Origin of the sequence: Rhizobium giardinii bv. giardinii H152 (genome assembly GCF_000379605.1) — a bacterium.
GTDB classification, from domain to species: Bacteria; Pseudomonadota; Alphaproteobacteria; order Rhizobiales; family Rhizobiaceae; genus Pararhizobium; species Pararhizobium giardinii.
In genome coordinates this window covers 1-22,556 of sequence record NZ_KB902685.1, presented here as the reverse complement: position 1 = coordinate 22,556, position 22,556 = coordinate 1, and the positions used below count along the sequence as shown (strand labels likewise).

Below are 22,556 nucleotides of genomic sequence, written 5' to 3'. Positions count from 1 at the left end.
TGCACGTGAAAATCGACAGAAGCTTGGTCAGGTCCTTTCCTTTGTTCGAAAGGATGAGCGACGCTGATCTCGAGCGGCTGATGGGCCACTCCACGTCGCGCCGTGTGCCGGCCGGCGAGGCCGTGTTCGAGCAAGGCGCTGCCGCCACGCATTTCTTTCTCCTGCTGCACGGGCGGCTGAAAGTCACGCAAGTCACCGAGGACGGCCAACAGATCATCGTTAGGGTCGTTCACCCCGGCGACCTGTTCGGTTTTGCCAAGGCGCTTCAGAGAAGTGACTATCCTGGTACCGCCTTGGCCGTATCGGAGAGCATTGCCATCTGCTGGCCAACGGAGCTGTGGCCGCAATTCATCGACAAGAACCCACATCTGGCTGTCACCGCCATGCAAACCATCGGCCAGCGGCTTGAAGAAGCGCATACACGCATCCGTGAAATGTCGACCCAAGAGGTCGAGCGGCGGGTTGCGCATGCGGTGCTCCGGCTCGCCGGTCAGGCCGGGAAACAGGAAGGCGCCGGCATCCGGATCGACTTTCCGATCTCGCGCCAGGACATCGCGGAAATGACCGGGACAACGCTTCACACGGTCTCACGCATCCTGAGCGCCTGGGAAACGAAAGGGCTCGTGGAGGGCGGCCGGCAGAAGCTCCTGATCCGTGATATGGATGGCCTTTCAGCGCTGGCGGCGCATATCAAGGACTAAGCGCTTCTTCCAGACTGTTTGCTTCACATCAAAGATGAGCGTGGTCTGCTCGCCTAATCTCACTCCCGACGAGGCCGGTCGGGCTTCTGATTCAGGAGTAAGAATAAATGAGCATGGTCCTTAAAACTCTCGTCGGCGCTACCTTTTTGACCGCCGCATTTGCCTCTCTGGCCGGCGCCGCCGACTTCGAAGTTCACATGTTGAACAAGGGTGCGGGCGGAGCGATGATTTTCGAACCCGCTTCGGTCAAGATCGCCTTGGGAGACACCGTCACCTTCGTCCCGACGGACAAGTCCCACAATGCCGAAACCGTGAAGGACCTGATCCCGGACGGCGCTGCGCCGTTCAAGGGCAAGATGAACGAACAGATCAAGGTAACGTTTGGCGCGCCCGGCGCCTACGCCGTTAAATGCGCGCCGCATGTGGGCATGGGGATGATCGCCCTGGTCGTCGTTGGTGATGCCCCGACAAATATCGATGCCGTCAAGGCCGCCAAGCTTCCCAAGAAGGCCCGCGAACGCCTCGACTCAGAAATCGCCGCGGCCGGCTTGTAAGCGGCCGGTACAGCATTGAACCGCGGGAACAAAGCCATGTTCTCCAGCAGGGTCTCGAAAACACGGATGTCGCCGAAAAGACGGCGACCCGCTCCGCGCAAACCCCTGGGAACACGCACCGCCTCGCGTCAACGTCACCGATTTGAACGGCTACCGTATTGATCAAGTACGCCAGCCGTTCTCAAACGTATTCGCATCAAAACGAAAAGACCGGAAATGCATGATAACCTCGAGCCATTGAAAGGATCGCCCGTGCCGCGCCAGGCCGAGATACTCGAGGCCATACGGCAAGTGCGAAACGTCGTTCGAAGCAGCGCCCTCGACTGCGGCTGCCGTGACCGCGTTTCCGAAGCCATCCAGCGGCTGGAATCTTTCGAGCTCAAGCGAGCGCGAAAGCGGCTGCGCTCGGCCGTTCGCGAGCAAAAGCGCAAGATATCCTCCCTGCTTTCGCTTTTGGGTGATTTCGACATGCAGAATTCCGATTCCTTCGAGCTAGGCGTGTTGATGGAGGCAAGTCTGTTGCTCCTGGATATTGCAGCAGAGGCTTCCGCAGGCTCGGGTCTCGTCCGCTCTTTGTTGCTTCTGGAGCGACATGCCGAGGAGCACACGTTCGCACTACGCCACGATCCGAACAAAGACATGGTCGGATGACACGGATTCCAATCCTGGCTACCGCCTGGCTGTGCGTCGGCGCTGGCATCCTTGGTATCGTTCTGCCGCTTCTGCCGACGACACCTTTTCTAATTCTGGCTGCATGGCTCTTTTCCAAATCGTCACCCAACCTGGAAGCCTGGCTTCTATCAAATGTGGTTGTGGGCCGCGGTTTGCGTTGCTGGCGCAGCCAGCGTGCCATCACCTTGACTGCCAAATTGCTTGCTGTCGCGGCGATGGCGCTCAGTTATGCCTGGGTCTGGACAAGCGTCTCGCCGGCAGCACCGGTTAAGCTCGTTCTCGGCGGCGTACTCGGTGCCTGCGCTCTTTTCATCGCAATCCGTCCAACGCCGCGGCGAGATTGATGCGGGGAAGACGCTGGAAGATCGGCATCGTCTTTGCTCCCCGACAAATTCTTCCTGTTCCTGCGCTGATACACTTATCAACATATGATGTGGGAGAACGGCGATGAATGCGAGAAGCCAGGCGAAACACCGGCAGGACCTTCTGGAAATCATGGCAACCAGCCCGGTTTGGTCTGGTGATTTCAGCGCTTTGATGGACATGCTGGTCATCGAGGCACGGGAACACCAGCCAACCCCGTCGCCGACACACCCGAACCGCATTTTTAAACCCGATGGACGCGGCAAGCCGGTTCGGCCGCGCTAGAAAAATTCCGGGAAAGTGCGAACCGGTTTTCCGTCCGGAGCCTGCGCAAAAAATAGCCACATCCTTTTTATTGGAACCGCTCTCAGCGTGCTGCGGGCCTCAGGCTCCGAGGGTGGCGTTGCGCGCTCGTGCGACCCAGGCGGCTCCCTTTTCCTGGTGGTAGAAGCCATTGGAGAAGGGCGTTGACGGATAGATCGCGGCCAGCCGCGTCAGGGCCTCGCCGCTGTCGAGGCGGCCCGACAGAACGGCATCGTAAATCTGCACGACCGCAACCATGTCGCAATCCTGAGGCGACAGGCGAATTCGCGAAATCCCGGCTGAGGCGATCTCGGTTAGTTCTTCCACCAGCGCTACACAACTGTGCGACATGGTCTGAACGCCATTGAGCACCAGGAAGGACTGGCTGTCGAGCGTGCGAAGCGGCAACCCGTCCGGTTCCTCCCTGCAGATGAACTGGCAATTGTCCTTGGTCAGGCCTTTGGAGCGGGCATGCGCGCAGCGCGCCGAAATCGCCAGCGGCATGCGCCCGAAGGCGAAGATCTCGAACGAAAAATCCGGCATCTCGGCCGCAAGGGTGCATATCGATCGCATCGGCAATTCGGGCGGGAGGCAGATATTCTCGGCTCCCCTGGCTGCCAACACTCGGGCCGTAGCCGCGTTGTAGACATTGACAAGCGGACCGATGGAGTGGGGTGTTCCCCGGAGCAGGCCGAGAGCGGCGAGATCATTAGCCTCGATCGGGTGGCTGCTGTCGAAGACGAGCGAGCGGACATGCTGACTTTCACGCTCGAGCGTCACCATGGCAAGCGACGATAGGGTCACGCGTTTACCCGCCGCCTCAAGGCGGTCGACGACGTCGGCAATGTGCGGCTCCGTGAAATTCTGGCGTTTCGAACAGACGGTCTCGCCAAGAACGACATGCGCCACGGGCGCTTCATCGGCGATGCGAAAATAGAAGTCTCGCCACTTTGCGCCGTCCCAGAGATAGTAGATAGGGCCGAGGCTGAGGCTCGGCTTGCGAGGCGTGCTCATCGATCGGTCCTATCGCCAGCGTTTCTCGAAAGCGCCCGAGGTCGTGCGCTGCCCCTCGCTCATCAGCCGGAGACGCGAAATCAGCGCTGCCCGCCCTGAAGCGTCAGCAGTGAGCGATTTCTTCAACGTTGCAACCACTTCGGCGACGTAGGCCTTGCCCCGTTGCCGCCCCTCGATCTTGAGCGCCGAAACGCCGGCGTCCCGCAAGGCGTCGAGATGGTCCATCACGTCAAGCGATACCGGATCCTCGAAAGCGTAGCCGCTCTCTTCGCCGACCGAAAAACGCCCCTTGCACAGCGTCGGGTACCCCGCCGCTTCGCCGGGGCCGTAGCGATTGATCGTGTAATCGCCGAGCTCGGAAGTCATCTCGGCGCCCTCCTGCCGGTATTTCACATGGCTTGCCGGCGAACAGACGCCGTTCATGTTGGGGGATTTGCCGGTGGCATAGGAGGAGAGCGAGCAGCGCCCCTCGGCCATGACGCACAGCCCGCCGAAAGCGAAGACCTCGACCTCGCAATCGATTTGCCGGGTCAATCGGGCAATGTCCTGCACTGTGAGGATGCGCGGAAGAACGACGCGCCGGGCACCGAATGCATCGACGAGAAACCGGATCGCTTCGCGGTTGGAAGCGGACGCCTGCACCGAGACGTGCAGGCGCTGCTGCGGATAGGTTTCCGCCACATAAGCCATCAGCCCGAAGTCGGCCAGAATCAGCGCACTGGCACCCAGGCGGACGGCGTCATCTGCGGCCTTGTGCCAAAGGCTCTCGCAGCCGGCCCGCATGAAAGTATTAAGTGCGACGAAGGTCTGGACGTTTCTGGCTTTTGCGTAGACGATCGATTGCCCGAGTTCCTCGCGGCTGAAGTTCAGACCGGGAAAATTACGGGCGTTGGTTTCGTCGCGGAATCCGCAATAGACGGCGTCGGCGCCCGCATCCACGGCTTCCTTGAAGGCGGCCGGCGTGCCGGCAGGGCAAATCAGTTCCATCACAACGCCTTTCCCCGCAATGCGCGGCTGCGGATATAGCGCGCGGTGCTGATCACCAGTGGTGCGAGAGGACCGGTCATGCCGCCGAGATCCGCCGCAAGGTCGATCACGCTGTCGTCGAGAGCGTTGCGAAGCGCCAGCATGGCTTCAATATCGCCTGTGACCATAAGGTCGCGGGAAAAGAACAAGGCGTCCCCGTCGCAGCGCCCTTCCAGCAACGCAAGCAGAATGAAAAGCGGACCGGAAATCACGGCATCGGCGGTTGGCTGTCGAATGCCGCGACTGACCTCCACCACGCGCCCCTCGGGGATGACGACGAAATGCAGCGGCAGATCGCTCGGTGAGAAGCAGAAGCGCTTCGACCTGTAGTCGCCCAAGCGCTCGAACAGGTCCGGATGGACCTTCAGGACGCGGTCGAAAATCCGCCTCGCAAAATGCTCGATCAATGCAAGTGGAGCGAAATCAAGAGGTTTCGCCAGGACAGATGGAACAAGCATTCAAGGATTCCCGAAGTTCAAGACAAGCATCAAGACTATTCGGGGACGCATTTGAGAAGTTTGCGCCAGCACAAAGACCGGTCGCATTTTCTTCTGCAAACCAAAACCATGAACTCAGATGTGCCCATTCCCCGCAATCATGCCAATCTTCGAGAATTCGTGACATTCCTCGAAAGGAAGGGCCAATTGACGCGTGTGGCGCGTCCCGTTTCGCTGGTCCACGAGATCACCGAGATTCACCGCCGGGTGCTCGACCGCCAGGGGCCAGCGCTGCTCTTTGAGAACCCCGTCGATGGTTCGGGCCGGACGCATGCGATACCGCTTCTCGCCAATCTGTTCGGTACCCGCGAAAGGATAGAATGGGGCCTGGGGCTCGAGAGCGGCGGCCTGCCTACTCTCGCCAATCTCCTCGCCGATTTGCGCGGCCCGCAGCCACCCAAGTCACTGAGCGATGCGTGGCGCCAGTTACCACACCTGAAAGCCGCGCTCAACCTCAACACGCGCTCGGTGTCGCGCGCACCCTGCCAGGAGCGTGCCTGGCGGGGGCACGAAATCGACCTTGACCACCTGCCGATCCAGACCTGCTGGCCCGGAGAGCCGGCGCCGCTTGTCACGTGGCCGCTGGTGATCACCCGTGCGCCGGACGACCCGGACGATATCAACGTCGGCATCTACCGCATGCAGAAACTTGGCCGCGATCGCCTCATCATGCGCTGGCTGGCGCAACGGGGCGGGGCACGGCACCACAGGATGTGGCAGGCGGCCGGGCAAGACATGCCGGTCGCAATCGCAATCGGCGCTGCGCCCGCGACCATATTTGCTGCGGTCATGCCGCTGCCGGACGGCATGAGCGAGCTTGGCTTCGCGGGGCTCCTGAAAGGCAAACGGCAGGACGTCACCGCGGGGCTGACGGTGCCTCTACCCGTGCCGGCGGAAGCGGAAATCATCCTCGAAGGCACCGTCTCGGCGACGGAGACAGCCGGGGAAGGCCCATACGGCGATCACACCGGCTATTACAATTCCGTCGAGGATTTTCCCGTGCTGACCCTTTCGGCGATCACCATGCGCCGCGACCCGCTCTATCTTTCCACCTATACCAGTCGACCGCCGGACGAGCCCGCCTGCCTCGGAGAGGCGATGAACGTCCTTTTCCTGCCGCTCGTCAAACGTCAGTTTCCAGAAGTCGCCGATCTGTGGCTACCGCCCGAGGCCTGTTCCTATCGCGCCATCGTCGTGTCGATCGACAAGCGCTACCCGGGCCAGGCACGTCGGATCATGATGGGCTTGTGGTCGATGCTGCCGCAGTTCAACTACACCAAGCTGATCATCGTCGTCGATCGCGACATTAATGTCAGACGCTGGCCAGATGTCATCTGGGCATTGTCCACCCGTTTCGATGCCAGTCGCGATGTCATGACGGTGGATAAGACGCCCATCGACTATCTCGATTTCGCCTCGCCCAAATCCGGCCTTGGCGGCAAACTGGGGCTCGATGCCACGACCAAGATTGGCTCTGAAACCGATCGTGAATGGGGTAAGGTCCTGACGATGGCGCCCGACGTGATCAAGCGCATCGACACGATCTGGGCCTCGCTCGGGATTGGCGAGACCCTGCCATGACAAACGAACGCGTCGTCGTTGGCATTTCCGGCGCCTCTGGGGCACCGCTTGCCGTTCGGGTCGTCGAAAAACTGGCGCAGTTCGAGACGATCGAGATACATCTGGTGATATCCGATGCGGCGCACCGGACGCTGCAGCACGAGACCGATCCGGCGGCATTGTTCAATCTTCTATCGCTCTGCTACAAACATTATCCGGCGGACGACATTGGTGCAGCGATCGCGAGCGGCTCCTTTCCCGTTCGCGGCATGATCGTCGCGCCCTGTTCGATGCGCACGCTGTCGGCGATCGCGACAGGGCATACCGACACGCTGATCGCCCGGGCCGCAGATGTGCAGCTCAAGGAGCGCAGGCGTCTGGTGCTGCTGACCCGCGAGACGCCGCTTCATCTCGGTCATCTGCGCAACATGTGCGCCGTCACGGAAATGGGAGCGATCGTCATGCCGCCGGTGCCTGCCTTCTATCACAAACCCCAGAGCGTTGGCGAGATCGTCGATCACATCGCGAACCGCGCCATCGACCTCCTGGGGCTTGCCATCGGGCCGGTCGCTCGCGCTTGGCAAGGCGACAACAGAGACAGCAAAAAGGCTGTCACCTGGGAGACTGGAGAACCTTCGTCCCGGCAGGGAGCAGCCGGCCTCACGGTAAGACCGACACGACAACCAAGGAGCAGATGATGACCGAAATTACCCTCGACAAAACCGTCGGCGCAATCGCAGCAGAGCTGCCCGGCGCGGCCGAACTCTTCCGCCGCCACGGCATCAGCTTTTGCTGCGGGGGCGATGTCCCGCTTGCGGAAGCGGCCGAAAAGGCCGGGCTGGCGCCGACGTCTCTGCTTAACGAACTCGATGCACTTGCTCAGGCAGCGGGACGAGATGCCCCGGAAGAAACCTTGCCGCTGATCGCCCATCTTATAACGCGATATCATGCGACCCACCGGACGGAACTCGCCTTTCTGATCCCTCTCGCACAGAAAGTGGAGCGTGTGCACAGCGACCACCCTTCAGCGCCGACCGGCCTCGCCGAGACGCTGATCACGCTTCAGGACGAACTCGAAAGCCACATGATGAAAGAGGAACAGGTGTTGTTCCCGATGATGCAGCGCGGCGGAAGCCCGGCGATTTCACATCCCATCAGGCAGATGCGGGATGAACACGATCACGAAGCCCGGCATCTGCAGGCGATCGAACATATAACGCACGGCTTTGCTCTTCCGCCGGAAGCCTGCGGCTCGTGGACGGCACTCTATATCGGCTTGCGCAAGTTCACAGACGATCTGATCGCCCACATGCGTATCGAGAACACCATCCTCTTTCCCCGCTTCAACGCCGCAGCCGCGCGTTGAAAGGCGGCATCTTGACGCTGTGGCGCGACCTTTGGGAAGCGCCGCATCGGCCGCTGTTTTTTCTGGCCGGGGTTTCGGCGATCACCGCACCGGTTGTCTGGCTTATTCCGGAAAATATCGGGCCGGAGCGGACTGTGTGGCATGGCCATGAACTTCTCTTCGGCATGGGAGGCGCGGCAGCAGGCGGCTATCTTCTCACCGCCCTGCCCGCCTGGACCAAGCGAGGGCCGGTCTCTCCGGTTCTTTCAAAGGTCATCACGTTCCTCTGGCTGGTGGCCCGCTTAACCGCCTGGTGGACGGATGGCCTGCCATTGTCCATCCGCATGGTTGGGGCAGCGGGCTATTTTGCCGGCTTGGTCCTCATTCTTGCAGTCGCTCTGACATCCGCCCGCGCATGGAACCGCTTCTGGTCGGTTGGAGGTGCGATGGCACTGGGAGGTGCAGCAACTCTCTCCTCTGCCAACTCCTCCGCTATCCAGATTGCCGGCCAGAATGCGACGCCCCTGGTATTCGTCGTGCTGGTCATCCTAGTCGGCGGCCGGGCGGTGCCCGCCTTCACACGCCGCTGGCTCGATCGCATAGGCGTACAGGCTGTGCCACGCGACCGGGCATGGCTTTCAAACGCGGCGATAGGTCTCGTTATCGCCGCGGTCTGCCTTGGCGTCAGCGAATACAAACTTGCGTCGGGTGTTCTCTTGCTCGTGTCGGCGGCACTGCTGCTGGTCCGCATGAGTGCGTGGCAGAGTTGGGAGACCATCCGCTACCCGGCATTGCTCATGTTTCACGTAGCCTGGACATGGACCCCGACCGGCCTGCTGCTTACGGGCCTGGCATTGACTGACCCACACCAAGTTCCCCTCGCTGCTGCCCTGCATGCCCTGACGATGGGTGCCATGGGAAGCATGATCGTCGCCGTCATGATGCGAGCCGCAATGATCCGCGATGGCAGCCGGCTTGCCGTCAGCCCGCCCATGGCAGCCGCGTTTGTTCTCGTGTCGCTCTCAGCAGTTGTTCGGATATCTGCGGGCTGGCTCCCCGCCATGCTGCTCCATGCCATTTCCCTCGCCGCAGCTTGCTGGATCATCGGCTGGACATTGTTCCTTTGGGGCCTTCTTCCTTCGATGCGCGGTCCAGTCCGGAGACCTGTGCTCAGCGCGGCATTGTCTACTGTCGCTTTGCATTTAAACGGGTTCTTCTTCAATTTCTGTGGTTAACAGGACGTTAGCCCCTCGACTGCTATCTGCCAGGATGCGAGCGCAATTGAAATGGTCACCCGGCCCGAGGGTCAAAATTCTGGATATTATCCTTCAAGATGAAGCAAACTGGGTTGTTTTCCGCTGCTGCGAAACCTGTCGGCATCTGCCCAGATTGTGGAACGCGAAGTCGACACCGGCACGGCTGGCACAACCGCCGTCTCCAGGACTTGCCTGTTCAAGGTCAAGCTGTGGAAATCGAACTGGCACTGAACCGGTGGCAGTGTAGACACCGGAAATGCGGACGACGAACCTTCACCGACAGGCTGCGCGAGATTGCGGCACCCTATGTGCGACGAACCGAGCGGATGGCTGAGATTGTGGGCTTGGTTGGCCACAGACTGGGCGGTCGTCCGGGAGAGAACTTGATGCATCGGCTCGGCATGCCGATCAGCGACGACACGATCTTGCGGCAATTGAAGCGCGGTAATCCGGCGTCCATACAAAAAGACACTATTCGGGTTGTGGGCATCGATGATTGGAGCTGGCGGCACTCCTCGCGGTACGGGACGATCATGGTCGATCTCGAGCGTCATTCGGTCGTCGATGTTCTGGAGGACCGCAGCGTCGAGAGCGCAAAATCTTGGTTGCAAGAGCGTCCGACGATCGAGGTCGTGAGCCGAGATCGCTGTGGTTTATATGCTCAGGCAGCCCGAGAGGGCGCGCCTCAGGCCCGTCAGGTCGCTGACCGCTTTCACCTGGTTCAAAATCTCAGGGAGGCAATCAAGGAACAGATGAGCGTTTACGGTCACGCCAATGTTAGACCCATTCTCTCCGAAGATGCTATCGCCAGCGCCATGTCACAACAGCGCCGTGCCCGCTTGGCGCACAGGCAATCTCGTCAGGAAATATTCGACACGCTTCAAGCGTTGCGGCAGCAGGGCCTCACCTACAGCGAGATTGCAAGGCGGACCGGATAGTGCCGCCGTGCATCAGCCCGGTCACTTCCGGTGGTCGAGGAGCTTCGTTCGCGTTTTTAGTAGGCTGAAGGCCGCTACGCGGCCCATGCCGCAATCCGTTCCGCAATCGCCTCAGGGGTCTCGATGTGCAGGAAGTGACCGACGTTAGGGGCGACCTCCCTCGTGCGCCGTGCGGCGAACTGATGTCGGTCATCGACCTGCGCAGGGAGGATGCAGCCGTCGTTGGCACCGTGAAGCTGCAACATGGGAACCGTAATCGGCCGAGACATACGGCGCGTCGCCCAAAGCATACCGGGGCGCATCATCGCCCTGTAGTGTCGTTTTGCATTTAAACGTAAGATTCTGCCGCCAACAAAATCATATAGTTACGGCAACCATAATCTGAGAATTGGCATTTAATGTGAGAGCTTTGCCACTTAACTTGAGATTTCGTTTTGGCTTTCGCAGAGACGGCTTTCCTCCGTGGCTTTGAAAAAACGTATATTTCTCCCTAATTCACCAAATTCACCGGGCTGTTGTGACCGTTGTTTACCGTCTGCAAGTCTCAGTTAAATGCCAAATGCGGCCGGAACCGCCGAATTCTCATGTTTAGGTGGCAAACGACATCTCCCTAATCGACCGATCCAAAAAGTTGTGTTACATTAGCAAACTCGAATATTATTTCTCAACACAGCGGGGATAACCCAATGTCTTCGAGGGGATCACTTTATTTGATCGCCGTGACTTTCCTTGTGAGCACGTCTGAGGGGGCAGTATCTGCCGAAACGCCGAACCAGAAGGCGCTGCCTCAAGTAAATACGCCTATACGGAAACTTGGCCAGGCGCCCAGAATTAGAGCGATGGGCATAGCAATGCCGCTGACCAATAAGGAGTGCACGGGTTTGGGGGGCGTAATTGACGCAGTTCCAGGAGTTGCACAGACGGCGGAATGTTCACTTGTGCGACAGTTGACTCGCGCGGAACGACAAGACGGGTCTGCATTGATAATAAATAGCACACTCGCCTCAGGAGGATTCGGGGACGTTTTGCACAAAGGAATCCTCGCCGAAAGTGACGAAGCGGCCGGTTTCAATCAGTGATCGACGGAGGACGGTGCGATGAGGATCACAGCTATTCTCGCAATGCTAGCGCTCACAATGACGGTTGCAGAGGCGGCGAGCCGATTGGGAGGTTCTCAGGGGTTAAACTTCTCCTGCGACGTTAATACTGGCGTTTGCAAATGCGATGGCCGTTGGGAAGGAGCGGACTGTAAGGGCATGCTGCCAAACTGCAAATTGACGGACTCGACTGGAGACATCTGGAAAAACTGCGATATAGGGAAAGGCTGTCAGTGCAGAATGTTCATGACGGCGCCCAAGCAGAAGCCGGGTTTCCGGCAGCCCTTACAGAAGATCAATTAACGCAGGCTCTCGATCGCCGTAGATAGGTTACGCGCTCGAATTCGTCGTCGTCCCGTTGCGCTCAATCTTGCAGCGGCCGCTGCGGTACTCCAGTACGCCAGACGGATCCGCGAAATGCAGGAACCGGGCAATTGGCCCACTAACGACGGATTTGCAGCAAAGGCACTAGGGAAAGATTGGCAGGACGGCGCTCCTGTCTGGAGGAGGGACGATGAATAGGGTAGCTGCTGCGATTTTCATGGTCTTGCTGATGCACGTCCCGTCGGATGGAGCCAGCCGTAAAATCCAAGGCTCATCTCTGAATTTCAGCTGCGATGTAAATACAAACCGGTGTACATGCACCGGCGAATGGGAAGGCGCCGATTGTAAGGTGATGAATGAAAAGGTCTGCGCCGGGGACTCCGGCGTCCTGTGCACTCCAACCGGCTGCACATGCAAAATGCGTTTGACGTCAGCGCCGAAGTCTCGCATCGATCGGGTTCCGATCGGAGGCGCTCGCCAATTGGCTCCGAATTAGACTGAGGCCGCACTAGCAGTCAGCCTCCTGAGCATCGGAGTAAGCGCCTTTACAATATGTCTCCCAATCCACCGCGTTGCCGCTCTCAACGAGCCAGCTCGGCATAATAGTGTTATGCATTATTTGGCAATATTTGGAGATGTACCATGCCAGCGTACGTGCATATCAATCTGCGTGTCATCGACCCCGCCAAGCAGGCGGCGCTCGCTCCTGCTTTCAGGCGGCTCTAGAAAAAGCGGGCGGGCAGATTCTGCACTTCGGTCGTGTTGCGCAGGTTCTCGAAGGCGATGAGTCGCCTTTCCCAATAGCTGGCGTGCTTGAGTTTGCAACCCTGGCCCAAGCGTTAGCCTTTTACAATTCCGAGCAGTACGAACCGATCAAGGCCGAACGCCGAGAGGCTCAGGAAGCGAGGATGTTCGTTGTCGAAACCGGCTGAGGCCTCGCGCCCAGACGCTCGACAGACGCGTCGATTTACTGCGTCCTTAAACCAAGGACGCGCTTTCCATAGTCCCTGAGTTCACCATTGGGGCCGACATACTGATAGAGGTGACGCGCTCGATCCCGAGTTCCTTTGTCAAAGGTCTACTTTTCGCCCAAGGCGTCAGCGGCTATCAACCGCTTCGCAAAGATCGCCGCCTACGGCTTGAGGAGCTTTGCACCGGAGACGGCCGTGGTTTGCCGATGCATCTCAAGGCTCAAAGAAATCGAGAACTCGATCGTCTTGAGTTGCCGCTTGAGCAAATCGCCGCGGTGGAGAGCGAGCGTATTCCCTCCTTTCTGTTGCCTCAGACGCTAGGGGCTCATGTACCGGCGCCGGCAATGTTGCTTACCTTAAAAGGTGCCGGCGCTTGAGGTTGCCGCCGTTCTTTCGACCGAAGCACTGCAGCAGATTGCCGCCTGTGCAGGTTTGACACCGACGCCATGGATGAGCGGGACGTTGACCACGAACAAGCTGCCTCTTGCGCCCCCTACCAAGGTAGGTTAATCGGAGATGGTTATGTTATTACATCACGGCGCGGGCGTGTGTCCGTGCCAGACAAATCGAAAAGGTTTCAGGGAATGAACAACGTGATCAAAACACTCGGCTACGCACTGGCTGTAGCCGCGACGCTGGTTCTCACGGGGACGGCTGGCGCCCAGACCGGGACCAACCATGCCCACGGCCATTCTCATGATGCGAAGGGATCGGTGTATGATGGATATTTCGATGACGACCAGGTAAAGGCGCGCCTGCTTTCAGACTGGGAAGGCGACTGGCAGTCCGTCTATCCTTATCTTGCCGACGGAACGCTGGATCCGGTGATGGCCGACAAGGCGAAGCATGGCGACAAGAGCGCCGCAGAATATCGCACCTACTATGACATCGGATACAAGACCGACGTCGACCGGATCGTGGTCCATGGAAAAAAGGTCGCGTTTTTCCGCGGCAAGGAAACGGTGAGCGGAGACTATGAAACGGACGGCCACGAAATCCTCACCTACAAGAAGGGCAATCGAGGGGTTCGCTTCATCTTCAGGAAAACCGCCGGGGATGACGCGGCGCCTCGGTTCATCCAGTTCAGCGACCACATCATCGCCCCCGAGAAGGCTGACCACTACCATCTCTATTGGGGTAATGATCGCGCCGCGCTGCTGAACGAGGTCACCAATTGGCCGACCTACTATCCTGCAGATTTGAATGGAAAGCAGATCGTCGAGGAGATGCTGGCTCACTGATCAAGGCGAACGCTTGCCATTGCTCGCAACCGGACCGGGGAAGGCGCACCGCCCTCCCCTTGTTGACTGGAGCTTGGACCATCAGGCGGACCGTGCCCCGGGAGGTAGTGTAGGTCGCGGCTGAAGGCCGTGCTTTCCGACATAGAGCCGGAGGGATATCAGCGGGCCACAGCGGGCAGATTGATTTGCGGATCATCGCTCATTTGCGCCATGGTCTCAAGTGTCAGGTACCGGGCGCGTTGGACGGCCCATTCGTCATTCTGTTCGAGCAGCAGTGCGCCGACGAGACGGACGATGGCTTCGTCGTTCGGAAAGATGCCGACGACCTCGGTGCGTCGCTTGATTTCGCCGTTGAGACGCTCGATTGGATTCGTAACCGGTATAAGATCTGCGGTGCCGACGTTCGGCTGCGATTTTTGTGGATCGTGGCGTATGGTGTGACCATCCGGGACAGAGGCACCGGGAGCACGAAGGTGCGGGCAGGCCGATGCATCCGATGAGCTGCGAGCTCGTGTTAGTAGCTGGCCGCCTCTGCGACTCGCCCGGTTGCGCCGAGAGCGCGAATCCGTAGTTGTCGTGTCGCCCGCCGCTCCCGTTGTTCAATCGACAGGAGGCGCTGATGCGACGCGTGATTGGGATTGATATCCACCGAACATTCGGCGAGTTGGTTTTCTGGGAAGACGGTCGGCTCCGCCATGGTGGTCGTGTTGATATGACGCGAACGGCCTTGGAGGGTCTCGGCAAGACCCTCTCGGCAACAGACGAAGTGGTGATAGAGGCGACGGGTAACTGCATGGCGGTGTCTCGCGTGCTCTCGCCGTTCGTGCGCAGAGTAGTGATTGCCAATCCGCTGCAGGTCAAGGCGATCGCACAGGCGCATGTGAAGACCGATAAGATCGATGCAGGCACCTTGACCAACTTATATGCCGCGGGCTATCTGCCGGAGATCTGGACGCCGGACGCCGCCACGGAGCGCATGCGGCGGTTGGCGGCGCGCCGCTACCAGGTTGTGCGGCATCGGACGCGGATCAAGAACGAGGTCCATTCCATCCTGCACGCCCACCTGATTCCGAAGTGCCCGCATGCCGATCTGTTCAACGGTCGAGGGCGAGACTGGCTTAAACGCCAGCCTGTGCCTGAGGATGAGCAGATTGCCATCGAGCGGCATGTACGCGAACTCGACCGGCTCGGTGAAGATCTTGCGGTTCTCGATCGGCAAATCGCCGAAAGCACGATGGATGATCCCGTGGTCAGGCGGCTGCTCACGATCACCGGCGTCAACCTCACCGTGGCGACCGGCTTGATGGCAGCCATCGGCGATATCCGTCGCTTCAAGAGCCCGCAGAAGCTGGTCAGCTACTTCGGCCTCAATCCGCGAGTTCGCCAGTCCGGACTCGGCGCTGCTCATCACGGACGTATCAGCAAGATTGGCCGTAGCCATGCCCGCGCCATGCTGGTGGAGGCGGCATGGGCGGCGGCGAAAGCGCCTGGGCCGCTACACGCCTTCTTCGTCCGGATCAGGGCCAGACGCGGCCATCAGGTCGCAGCCGTCGCCGTAGCTCGCAAACTAACAGTTCTGGTCTGGCACATGTTGACCAAGGAGACCGATTATCTCTGGGTCCGCCCCAGTCTCGTCGCCCACAAAACGCGAGCGATGGAATGCAGGCGGGAAAACCGCAGAAGAAAGGCAATACGCCTGGTCCCGCCTATGCCTACAACATCAAGAAACTGCGTGACCAGGAGATGCGTCTCGCCGAGCAAGCACAGAAGAGCTACGAACGCTTCGTCGAGACTTGGCGTCCGCGCCCGCCAAATCAAAAGGCGCGCGGACGCCTCAATCCGGCAAGGCTCGAATGAGGTGGCCCGGCGGCGCTTTCAGCCGATGCACCACGCTTCACCTCGAGGTCGTCCGCGCGTTAGTAGTTTACCACGTTCGGAAGGAAAGGACTTGTCGATCTTATCCGATGCAGCTTTGCCCGGTGTTCTTTCGGGAAAGTCATGTATGCGAGCACATCCTCTTCAGCGTTGTCCATGATGGTGGCGAGCTTTGGAACTTTCGGTCTGATTTGATCGGCGACGTTGCGCCATTGCGCGCTGGCTGCCTCCGAGGTCTCCTGGGCAAAGGCCGTTGCGATGAAGGCCGAGACGACCCGCCGGCCGCTCTTGCCAGCATGCGCCAGAACGTTCCTCATGAAGTGGACCCGGCATCTTTGCCAGGTGGCGCTGAGAACCTTGGTGACAGCCGCCTTGAGGCCTTCATGCGCATCGGAGACGACAAGCTTCACGCCGCGCAATCCTCGGCGGGTCAGCCTGCGCAGGAACTCCGTCCAGATCGGCTCGGCTTCGGACGTGCCGACTTCCATACCAAGTACCTCACGCCGGCCGTCGCTGTTGACGCCGACGGCGATGATGACGGCAACCGAAACGATGCGCCCGCCGCGGCGGACCTTCAGATAGGTGGCATCGATCCAGATGTGTGGCCAGTCACCTTCAATCGGCCTGTCGAGGAACGCCTTCACCTTGACGTCGATCTCCTCGCATAGCCGCGATACCTGGCTCTTGGAGATGCCGCTCATGCCCATGGCCTTGACCAGATCATCAACCGAGCGCGTCGAGATGCCTTGAATATAGGCTTCCTGAATGACGGCCGTCAGAGCCTTCTCTGCCATTCGACGCGGCTCTAGAAAGCTTGGGAAGTAGCTGCCCTTGCGCAACTTAGGAATGCGCAGTTCGACGGTTCCGGCCCGCGTCTCCCAGTCCCGATCACGGTAGCCATTGCGCTGAGCGAGACGCATCGGGCTCTTCTCACCGAAACCAGCACCGGTCGCGCCGCCAACCTCCAGCTCCATCAACCGCTCGGCCGCAAAGCCAATCATCTCGCGCAATAAATCGGCGTCCGCGCTCTTCTCAACAAGCGAGCGCACGTTCATCATGTCATTGGTCATCGGTGATCTTTCCATCAGGTTGGTCTTGAACAACCCGACCCTAAATGGAAAACACTGATGGCCGCCTAAACCTCAGGACCTACACCACCTCCCGGGGCATGATCATCAGGCGGCCCCAGCCCGGTTTGCGCCTGCGGCTGGAGATCGGGGAGATAGGCGACGGTGCGCTAAGCGAGCGCGGGCGCCCGGAAGATCACCCGGCGGGCTCCGTCGAGGTCGGCACAAACGAAACTGGCGCCAATGTCGGCAGGGGCATGGCTTGGTGCCGGTGTCTTACCGTCGAGCGAGCGCGTTCGGCCTTTCTCGGCGGTTCCGGCCGGCTCGCCAGCATGACGCCCGCGGCTATCATTCGGCACCGCGTGACAGTTGAACCCTATCAGCGCCCGGACGTCACAGCATGGTGCCGGGCCGCCTCAGCGGCAGCTTCAAGCTCAATGCAGGCCGGCACAAAGCCAATGCAGGCCGGCCGACACAGCGCGCGTGCCCTGGGTGTGATCATGCAACCGTCCATTCCGCTAGTTCGGATGTTCAGGTAGGCCTGCTCGTTCAACTCTTTCCGGACTGGCATCGGCGAAATGACACTCTAACCGCTGATCTTAGCGCTTTTAGTATCTGTTTTGCGATGTGATTTTCACCGGATCACACAACAATCACCGTTGGTACGCCGGGCCATCGACAATTCGATTTTGACAGAAGGAAGCGAAGTCCACGTGCGATGGCTATCCCGTCACTTTCTGAAATTGCCTGTTTGAAAAGCCGTACATTATCGGGCTCCTCAGAACCTTCGAGGTCTGGCGAAAAGACAGGCAAATCCCCTGTGCCATCAAACACTTCAACGATGATCCCCGTCGGAGCTATGACTTGCATCGCCCTCAACAATGCAGTGTTGGTGGAGAGTTGGCGTGCACTGCCGGAAATTGCGAGTATCTTCACCGGTTCACCTTTGGCGATGCTCGCCCGTATACCACCCACTGGGTCCTTATGTGTCGGCAATGAGGCGATCAAGGTCAGCGGCACCTTCAGATAACTCTGCGGATTTTACTCTCGGCATTCAGTTCCCCTTTCAGGCGAAAATGCCCTAGACAGGAGGCACTTGCAACTACGCCCCCGCCGTTGGTGTCGCCTGACCAGACCGGCTGGCTCATTAGTTCCTGAGCCTACGAAACAGTCGAGCGAAGCGGCGAAACTCGACCTCCTCTCCCTCGAACCAGGCGTCCAGCCCACAGTAGGCCACTGCGGTCGCTGCATCGCTGCCATAAAGCGCGTGTGCCTGATCGATGATGGCGTCATCAGCAGGGCTGTCGTGGTCCGCGGGTTGAGGGCTTGTTTGCTGCTTTTTTCTGGACCGGAATGGATTACGCGACACCATCGTCTCCCTCTCTCAAGTGATTTTGAAATGAGCGCAGGACTTTGCCAACCGGCTGGGCAATATGCACCCGTGCGGCCGCCCGGCCGCAGTTCCATCGGTTCCACACCCCAATTCTTCTCGGGTCTGTCTGGAAAATCGTGCAATCCCTACTACATATTGTTCTTATAACACTCCATATCGTTCGTGGCCATAGCTGTGTCATTCGGGAACAAATTGTTCCCATGGATATATTCGCTGAACGGCTGCAGGAGCGCGCCAAACAACTCGGCATCTCCAACGCGGAAGCTGCTCGCCGCATAGGGTTAGATGAGCGCCGGTATGCACACTATGCCTCCGGTCGCAGAGAGCCGGACCTGGCGACGCTGGTAAAGATTGCAGTTGCGCTGGGGACTTCGCCGAATTGGCTTCTGGGCGTGTCTCTTGCTAGCGCGACGGACCCTCAGTTTGCGGCGCTCATGGACCGTTTTTCCAATGCAGCGACCGGCATGTCAAAACAGGAAATTGAGATGTGCATCATTCAGGCGGAAGCAGTAGTCGCTGCGAAAAACCGCTAAGTTGGCGGAGCCTCGGTTCCCGAGGAGATGTTATCTGATCCTGCGAGCACAAAACGAGAATATCTCCGGTAGCAGTTGTGCCCTCTTGGTCCGCACTGCAATCAGGAGCCGACCTCTGCGGCTCTTCTCGCAAGTTTGCCATTAACGCAACTGTCGGAGCCAGGTCAGCAACCGCGTGGTGCCACCGGCGCCCGGCGCGCTTTGGGCGACAACGATCGTCAGGTCGATGGCGTCGCGTATCACGTCACATCAGTCGGATTGATGTCGGTCAGCAGCAGCTGGTCGCCGGAACCGGCGTTGGCCGCCTCGATGATCGTGTCGTGGCCGTCGCCGCGGGTGTCTCCTGCCGGACCAGAAGCAGGGTATGGTCTGGTTCTTTCGGGCGATCTATAATGGTCAGCGGTTCTGGCTTCTAAGGCACTCAATGAGGACGAGCGAAATTTTGTTCGAAACGCCTGGTCATGAAGAAGCGCGCCTGGTTTTCCATCCGAAGGGATCCAGACGAGACATCTTCGTTTGCATCGCTGGAGTCGGCTTAGGCGGTTTATTAATTGGGATATTTTTTGACATGCCGGCGTCTGCGACTTTGGCGGGGCGCATATTCGATTTCATCGGACCGGTGTTGGGAAGCCTATTTATCGCTGCAGGTGTGCTCGTATTCTTCGGACCGCGGTGGGGATATCCGCGGCTCGTGCTCGACAACAACAAGCTAATTAGCGAGGGAATGTTCCGCAGCTCGATACTGGACCTCGACAATCTCGGCAAAGCTGCGGTCACCAGCAGTGGAAGCGCGACATTTCTCGCGTTTTTTACATTGGACGAGGAGCGCGCACTGGCCTTAAGGAATGATTTCTCACAGCCCAGTGCTTTTAGTGCCGCCAAGACCTTCTTTGTTTCGCCCTATACCGGAAATAACCCTCAACGTGCACAGAAGATCGCCGATCAGATCAATGCTTGCCGAGCTACGCCCTTGAATGAAGGGGCGATGCACGTTGCGCCCGACACCAAAGCAAAAATCAAGAAGAGGAGCCGGCGGGCCCGCTTGCTGCTCGTTCTTGTGACCACAACGCTTGTGATAGTCCTGACATACTTGAAAAGCAGTGCGTAGTTCGAACCACCGACCCGTTGATTCTCGGCATCGAGAACAAAGCCTATCTCGTTGGCAAAGTGTCTGGCCATTCCTGCGCGCCATGGAGGACGCGAAGAATACGGACCGCTGTTTCGGTAATTGCATACGCCGCGACGTACGGCGTGCCGTTTAATTACCAGTTCGCGGGTGCCAGCAATTCTGCCAACACGACCGCTCGCGGGAAAATCTATCAACCGACGAACGGCAGCAACGATCCGTTCGTCGACCAGAATAGCGGCTGACGGATTCTCCGCTTCCATGTATGTGAATATGGCGTCGCGATCCGATAATGCGAACGCAGACCAAGTAAGCTTCACGATTTTCGAGAACCCGCGTTAAGCCGGGCTGCCGCTCGACGTTCAGCAAATTGTGCCTCGACTTCATCATCCGAAACGTCCGGTCGAGTATCGTTCAGCGCTTCAAGCACCTTGGTGCGAAACCAAGCGTCATGGGCCTCGCTGCCTGAAAGAAGCTCGAGTGGCAGCGCACCCTCGTTGGCCGTCCGGGTGAGCAAGATACGAACCGCGTCCGATACTGTAAGCCCCATTTTTTCAAGCACTGCGGAGGCTCTATCCCGAACTTCGGCATCAATACGAGTTTGCACGAGTGCATTTGCAGCCATAGCTATCTCCACTTTTCGATGCGATGGTAATGCAAATGAATGACAAATGCCAGCGCCTTTGAGCCGCTTTTCTCGGGAGCAAGCTGCGCCTTTTCGCCCTTATGATGAACTGCCGCGCGCAGCCCCAACCCTACTGGCCTGATGCTTTGACCCGCGCATATCCATTCGCAGATCCTTACGCATTCATAAGGTCGACGACGAGTACCCGCCGGCTGAATAGCGTGCTACCCCTCGGGCCGAGCCAGAACGAAATCGTGCTCGATCTGCGCTTTCCTTCTCGGCCGGTCGCGCCCGGGCAGCGGCGTTCGCGCAAAAGCCATAAAAACTGCGAGTGCTGGGCCACAGACTTTTAGACGAGCACAATTGCTCCGCGATATCGGCACGACCTGCGGCACTCTCTGTCGAAATCGTAAGTTCCACATCCTCTAGCCGGAGTTGACGGCCAGCAGGCAGCGGTGTGCGACGGACTGGGTGGCCCAACGGGAAATGGCTGCGTCCGAGCAGCGCGGAGTGGACGTGAGGCGTCAGGGACTCTCAAGCGTGCAGCAAGAAGTATGATCGTGAGAGGCCCGAGGCCGAGCGGTGTACGTTTCACCGACCCTTGGTCGTGAGGCTCATTGAAGGAAATGGTTAGACTTGAGCGCCCGTCCCATGGATGACCCACCTCCACTGATGGATGGAATGAGCACCATCGCCCTATCCAGGATAAGGATTTCTTTCCATATTGCCAATATTTTAGAAAGAGCTAAAATTATCGCTATATCCAAGTACCGCCACTTGAATTTGCAGGAGGTTTCACCTTTTCCCCGAGGCCAAGCCTCTAAGGTCGCTGCCACCAAGTGGAAAAAAGACGACTAGAGGCCCGGGTTATCCTCGCAAATAATTCGGGCCTCATGCGCAGCGTGTTGGCCAAGGAGCGCAACAATGGCCGCTTACCTCATCGCCGACGTCGACGTGTTTGATGCCAATGCCTTCGAAGAGTACAAACGGGACGTGCCAGCAACCGAGCAACGCTATGGTGGTCGCTACCTCGGGCGTGGCGGCGCGGCCAAGGTACTCGAAGGTGATTGGGAGCCGCACCGCCTGGTCGTCGTCGAGTTTCCAGACATGGCAGAGCTGATGGCTTGGTACAATTCGCCAGAGTACAGTCGGCTTAAAGCAATTCGCGAGCGATGCGCCAGGACGAGGATTATCGCGCTTGAAGGCATTGCTTGAGGAAATGTTCCGGCCAGCTCACCGTCAACAAAAGGCACTGAGCCCTAAGCCCAAGGCATGCACGGGAAAGACTTGCTGAAAACATTCAAGCCTCGATGCCGTGGAAGTCCGGATAAAAGCCTTTGAGGAGGCCTGACCGCGAAGGCCGCACAAGCTCAAGGACGCTGTCCAGACCGAGGTTGAGAAGCTTGACAACAAGTCTCCGACCACACGCCGAAATTCCATAGACATCTTCAACGCGACCCTCCGCCATCCCGTCGAGGTCGGACTAGCGGATGATAGTTCGGCTATCGTGGTTCGCAGCCGCCCAGCATCATTGGCGAGTGTTGCGCATTGGCTTCTTCACCCTCGCCGCGTTCTGCTGTGTCACATGATCCATCTGACTTTTTAAGATTCCAAAAGCCATTTCTAATATTAAGTGAAAATCTTTCTTTTCGTTTAAGTTTTCATTCAATTAGCGACATCGATGGCAACCGAGCGACATTTTCTTGTGAACGGCGGAAAAGAGGATGGGCATTTAACAGCCTGTGCGTGTACGTTCCATCTCGACAACCTCCACCCCAAAAGGATTGCTCATGCTGAAACCGAAGTCCCGCCACCGTAGCGCTTTCGCCGCGGGCGCCATTGTCGCTTTCCTGCAGGCCACTTCCGCCATGGCAGCAACATCCGACCCGAGGTTTTTTGATGCCGCCCTCTGCAATCCACCATACTCCATAACATCGGCGACCGAGATCTACGACGCTGCTGAAAAGCTCGCAAAGCCCGACACGTCGTCGCTGGGTGCCGCGATCTACAAGATTCCCCAACAGATCGGCCGCGACGGGTTTAAGAGTGACGAAGTGTTTTTCGCCGGCTCGGCT

Annotated in this window: 18 protein-coding genes and 9 pseudogenes; 18 read left to right on the top strand and 9 right to left on the bottom strand. The window is 58.7% G+C overall.

Translation table 11 applies throughout. The features are described from left to right. Positions 1 to 5 precede the first annotated feature (5 nt). From A3AY_RS0120040 to A3AY_RS0120020, 5 genes are all read left to right on the top strand, one after another. Entirely contained in the window at positions 6 to 701 is a 696-nt protein-coding gene (locus A3AY_RS0120040; RefSeq protein ID WP_040669019.1) for a Crp/Fnr family transcriptional regulator, read from the top strand. 107 nt (positions 702 to 808) lie between these two features. Continuing rightward, positions 809 to 1,255 carry a pseudoazurin gene (locus tag A3AY_RS0120035; RefSeq protein WP_018327456.1) on the top strand — a complete coding sequence of 149 codons (447 nt, stop codon included), beginning with the start codon at positions 809 to 811 and terminating at the stop codon, positions 1,253 to 1,255. A gap of 216 nt (positions 1,256 to 1,471) precedes the next feature. Further along, on the top strand, positions 1,472 to 1,906 hold the full coding sequence (locus tag A3AY_RS35660; protein ID WP_018327455.1) for a hypothetical protein: 435 nt from the start codon (positions 1,472 to 1,474) through the stop codon (positions 1,904 to 1,906). Next, entirely contained in the window at positions 1,903 to 2,271 is a 369-nt protein-coding gene (locus A3AY_RS0120025; protein ID WP_018327454.1) for a YbaN family protein, read from the top strand. Before A3AY_RS35660 ends, A3AY_RS0120025 begins: the two co-directional genes overlap by 4 nt. A 103-nt stretch (positions 2,272 to 2,374) precedes the next feature. Beyond that, positions 2,375 to 2,575 carry a hypothetical protein gene (locus A3AY_RS0120020; RefSeq protein WP_018327453.1) on the top strand — a complete coding sequence of 67 codons (201 nt, stop codon included), beginning with the start codon at positions 2,375 to 2,377 and terminating at the stop codon, positions 2,573 to 2,575. Between the two features lie 99 nt (positions 2,576 to 2,674). On the opposite strand, the gene ubiV is transcribed toward A3AY_RS0120020, so the two are convergent. The 3 genes from ubiV to ubiT are packed head-to-tail and all read right to left on the bottom strand — an operon-like array spanning position 2,675 to position 5,091. Next, positions 2,675 to 3,607, bottom strand: coding sequence for a ubiquinone anaerobic biosynthesis protein UbiV (ubiV, locus tag A3AY_RS0120015; protein WP_018327452.1), 933 nt, complete (start codon positions 3,605 to 3,607; stop codon positions 2,675 to 2,677). 9 nt (positions 3,608 to 3,616) lie between these two features. Further along, a complete protein-coding gene (ubiU, locus tag A3AY_RS0120010; protein WP_018327451.1) occupies positions 3,617 to 4,594 on the bottom strand; it encodes a ubiquinone anaerobic biosynthesis protein UbiU in 978 nt (325 codons plus the stop codon). Then, a complete protein-coding gene (gene ubiT, locus A3AY_RS0120005; RefSeq protein WP_018327450.1) occupies positions 4,594 to 5,091 on the bottom strand; it encodes a ubiquinone anaerobic biosynthesis accessory factor UbiT in 498 nt (165 codons plus the stop codon). Before ubiT ends, ubiU begins: the two co-directional genes overlap by 1 nt. Before the next feature lie 108 nt (positions 5,092 to 5,199). Here ubiT and A3AY_RS0120000 point away from each other — a divergent pair, with 108 nt between their 5' ends. The 6 genes and pseudogenes from A3AY_RS0120000 to A3AY_RS41520 all read left to right on the top strand — a co-directional run bounded on the left by A3AY_RS0120000 (position 5,200) and on the right by A3AY_RS41520 (position 12,582). Then, on the top strand, positions 5,200 to 6,711 hold the full coding sequence (locus tag A3AY_RS0120000) for a UbiD family decarboxylase (protein ID WP_026203634.1): 1,512 nt from the start codon (positions 5,200 to 5,202) through the stop codon (positions 6,709 to 6,711). Further along, complete coding sequence (locus tag A3AY_RS0119995) at positions 6,708 to 7,388, top strand: UbiX family flavin prenyltransferase (protein ID WP_018327448.1); 681 nt, start codon at positions 6,708 to 6,710, stop codon at positions 7,386 to 7,388. The genes A3AY_RS0120000 and A3AY_RS0119995 overlap by 4 nt, the downstream gene beginning before the upstream one ends. Next, the gene (gene ric, locus A3AY_RS0119990) at positions 7,388 to 8,056 is read left to right on the top strand and encodes an iron-sulfur cluster repair di-iron protein (RefSeq protein ID WP_018327447.1); all 669 of its coding nucleotides are present in this window, start codon (positions 7,388 to 7,390) and stop codon (positions 8,054 to 8,056) included. The genes A3AY_RS0119995 and ric overlap by 1 nt, the downstream gene beginning before the upstream one ends. Positions 8,057 to 8,067: 11 nt before the next feature. After that, entirely contained in the window at positions 8,068 to 9,270 is a 1,203-nt protein-coding gene (locus tag A3AY_RS0119985; RefSeq protein WP_210312649.1) for an NnrS family protein, read from the top strand. Between the two features lie 34 nt (positions 9,271 to 9,304). Next, a pseudogene (locus A3AY_RS0119980) lies at positions 9,305 to 10,226 on the top strand (ISL3 family transposase); the annotation flags it as partial. A 2,059-nt stretch (positions 10,227 to 12,285) separates the two neighbouring features. After that, positions 12,286 to 12,582 carry a DUF1330 domain-containing protein gene (locus A3AY_RS41520; protein ID WP_210163022.1) on the top strand — a complete coding sequence of 99 codons (297 nt, stop codon included), beginning with the start codon at positions 12,286 to 12,288 and terminating at the stop codon, positions 12,580 to 12,582. Between the two features lie 35 nt (positions 12,583 to 12,617). Here the strand turns inward: A3AY_RS41520 and A3AY_RS41680 are convergent. Continuing rightward, positions 12,618 to 12,724 (bottom strand): annotated as a pseudogene (locus A3AY_RS41680) (recombinase family protein); the annotation flags it as partial. Here A3AY_RS41680 and A3AY_RS38005 point away from each other — a divergent pair. Both A3AY_RS38005 and A3AY_RS0119940 read left to right on the top strand, forming a co-directional pair. After that, positions 12,720 to 13,112 (top strand): annotated as a pseudogene (locus A3AY_RS38005) (IS110 family transposase); the annotation flags it as partial. The pseudogenes A3AY_RS41680 and A3AY_RS38005 overlap by 5 nt on opposite strands. 93 nt (positions 13,113 to 13,205) lie before the next feature. Next, positions 13,206 to 13,862 carry a ZinT family metal-binding protein gene (locus A3AY_RS0119940; protein ID WP_018327438.1) on the top strand — a complete coding sequence of 219 codons (657 nt, stop codon included), beginning with the start codon at positions 13,206 to 13,208 and terminating at the stop codon, positions 13,860 to 13,862. Positions 13,863 to 14,020: 158 nt separating this feature from the next. Here A3AY_RS0119940 and A3AY_RS38000 read toward each other — a convergent pair. Further along, positions 14,021 to 14,236 (bottom strand): annotated as a pseudogene (locus A3AY_RS38000) (transposase); the annotation flags it as partial. Positions 14,237 to 14,499: 263 nt separating this feature from the next. Between A3AY_RS38000 and A3AY_RS35650 the strand changes: the two are divergent. Next, a pseudogene (locus A3AY_RS35650) lies at positions 14,500 to 15,719 on the top strand (IS110 family RNA-guided transposase). 86 nt (positions 15,720 to 15,805) lie between these two features. Here A3AY_RS35650 and A3AY_RS35645 read toward each other — a convergent pair. Together A3AY_RS35645 and A3AY_RS37995 are read right to left on the bottom strand one after the other, a co-directional pair. Then, positions 15,806 to 16,807 (bottom strand): annotated as a pseudogene (locus tag A3AY_RS35645) (IS256 family transposase); the annotation flags it as partial. 711 nt (positions 16,808 to 17,518) lie between these two features. Then, a pseudogene (locus A3AY_RS37995) lies at positions 17,519 to 17,740 on the bottom strand (NADPH-dependent FMN reductase); the annotation flags it as partial. Positions 17,741 to 18,397: 657 nt separating this feature from the next. Between A3AY_RS37995 and A3AY_RS0119905 the strand changes: the two are divergent. Next, on the top strand, positions 18,398 to 18,730 hold the full coding sequence (locus A3AY_RS0119905; protein ID WP_018327430.1) for a helix-turn-helix domain-containing protein: 333 nt from the start codon (positions 18,398 to 18,400) through the stop codon (positions 18,728 to 18,730). A 364-nt stretch (positions 18,731 to 19,094) separates the two neighbouring features. Beyond that, complete coding sequence (locus tag A3AY_RS0119900; protein ID WP_018327429.1) at positions 19,095 to 19,838, top strand: hypothetical protein; 744 nt, start codon at positions 19,095 to 19,097, stop codon at positions 19,836 to 19,838. A gap of 43 nt (positions 19,839 to 19,881) precedes the next feature. Here the strand turns inward: A3AY_RS0119900 and A3AY_RS37990 are convergent. Beyond that, a pseudogene (locus A3AY_RS37990) lies at positions 19,882 to 20,176 on the bottom strand (type II toxin-antitoxin system RelE/ParE family toxin). Next, a complete protein-coding gene (locus A3AY_RS0119890; protein ID WP_018327427.1) occupies positions 20,173 to 20,481 on the bottom strand; it encodes a type II toxin-antitoxin system RelB/DinJ family antitoxin in 309 nt (102 codons plus the stop codon). Before A3AY_RS0119890 ends, A3AY_RS37990 begins: the two are co-directional and overlap by 4 nt. Positions 20,482 to 21,405: 924 nt before the next feature. Between A3AY_RS0119890 and A3AY_RS0119880 the strand changes: the two genes are divergently transcribed. Further along, entirely contained in the window at positions 21,406 to 21,696 is a 291-nt protein-coding gene (locus A3AY_RS0119880; protein ID WP_018327425.1) for a DUF1330 domain-containing protein, read from the top strand. 575 nt (positions 21,697 to 22,271) lie between these two features. Then, positions 22,272 to 22,556, top strand: a pseudogene (locus tag A3AY_RS35630) (hypothetical protein); the annotation flags it as partial.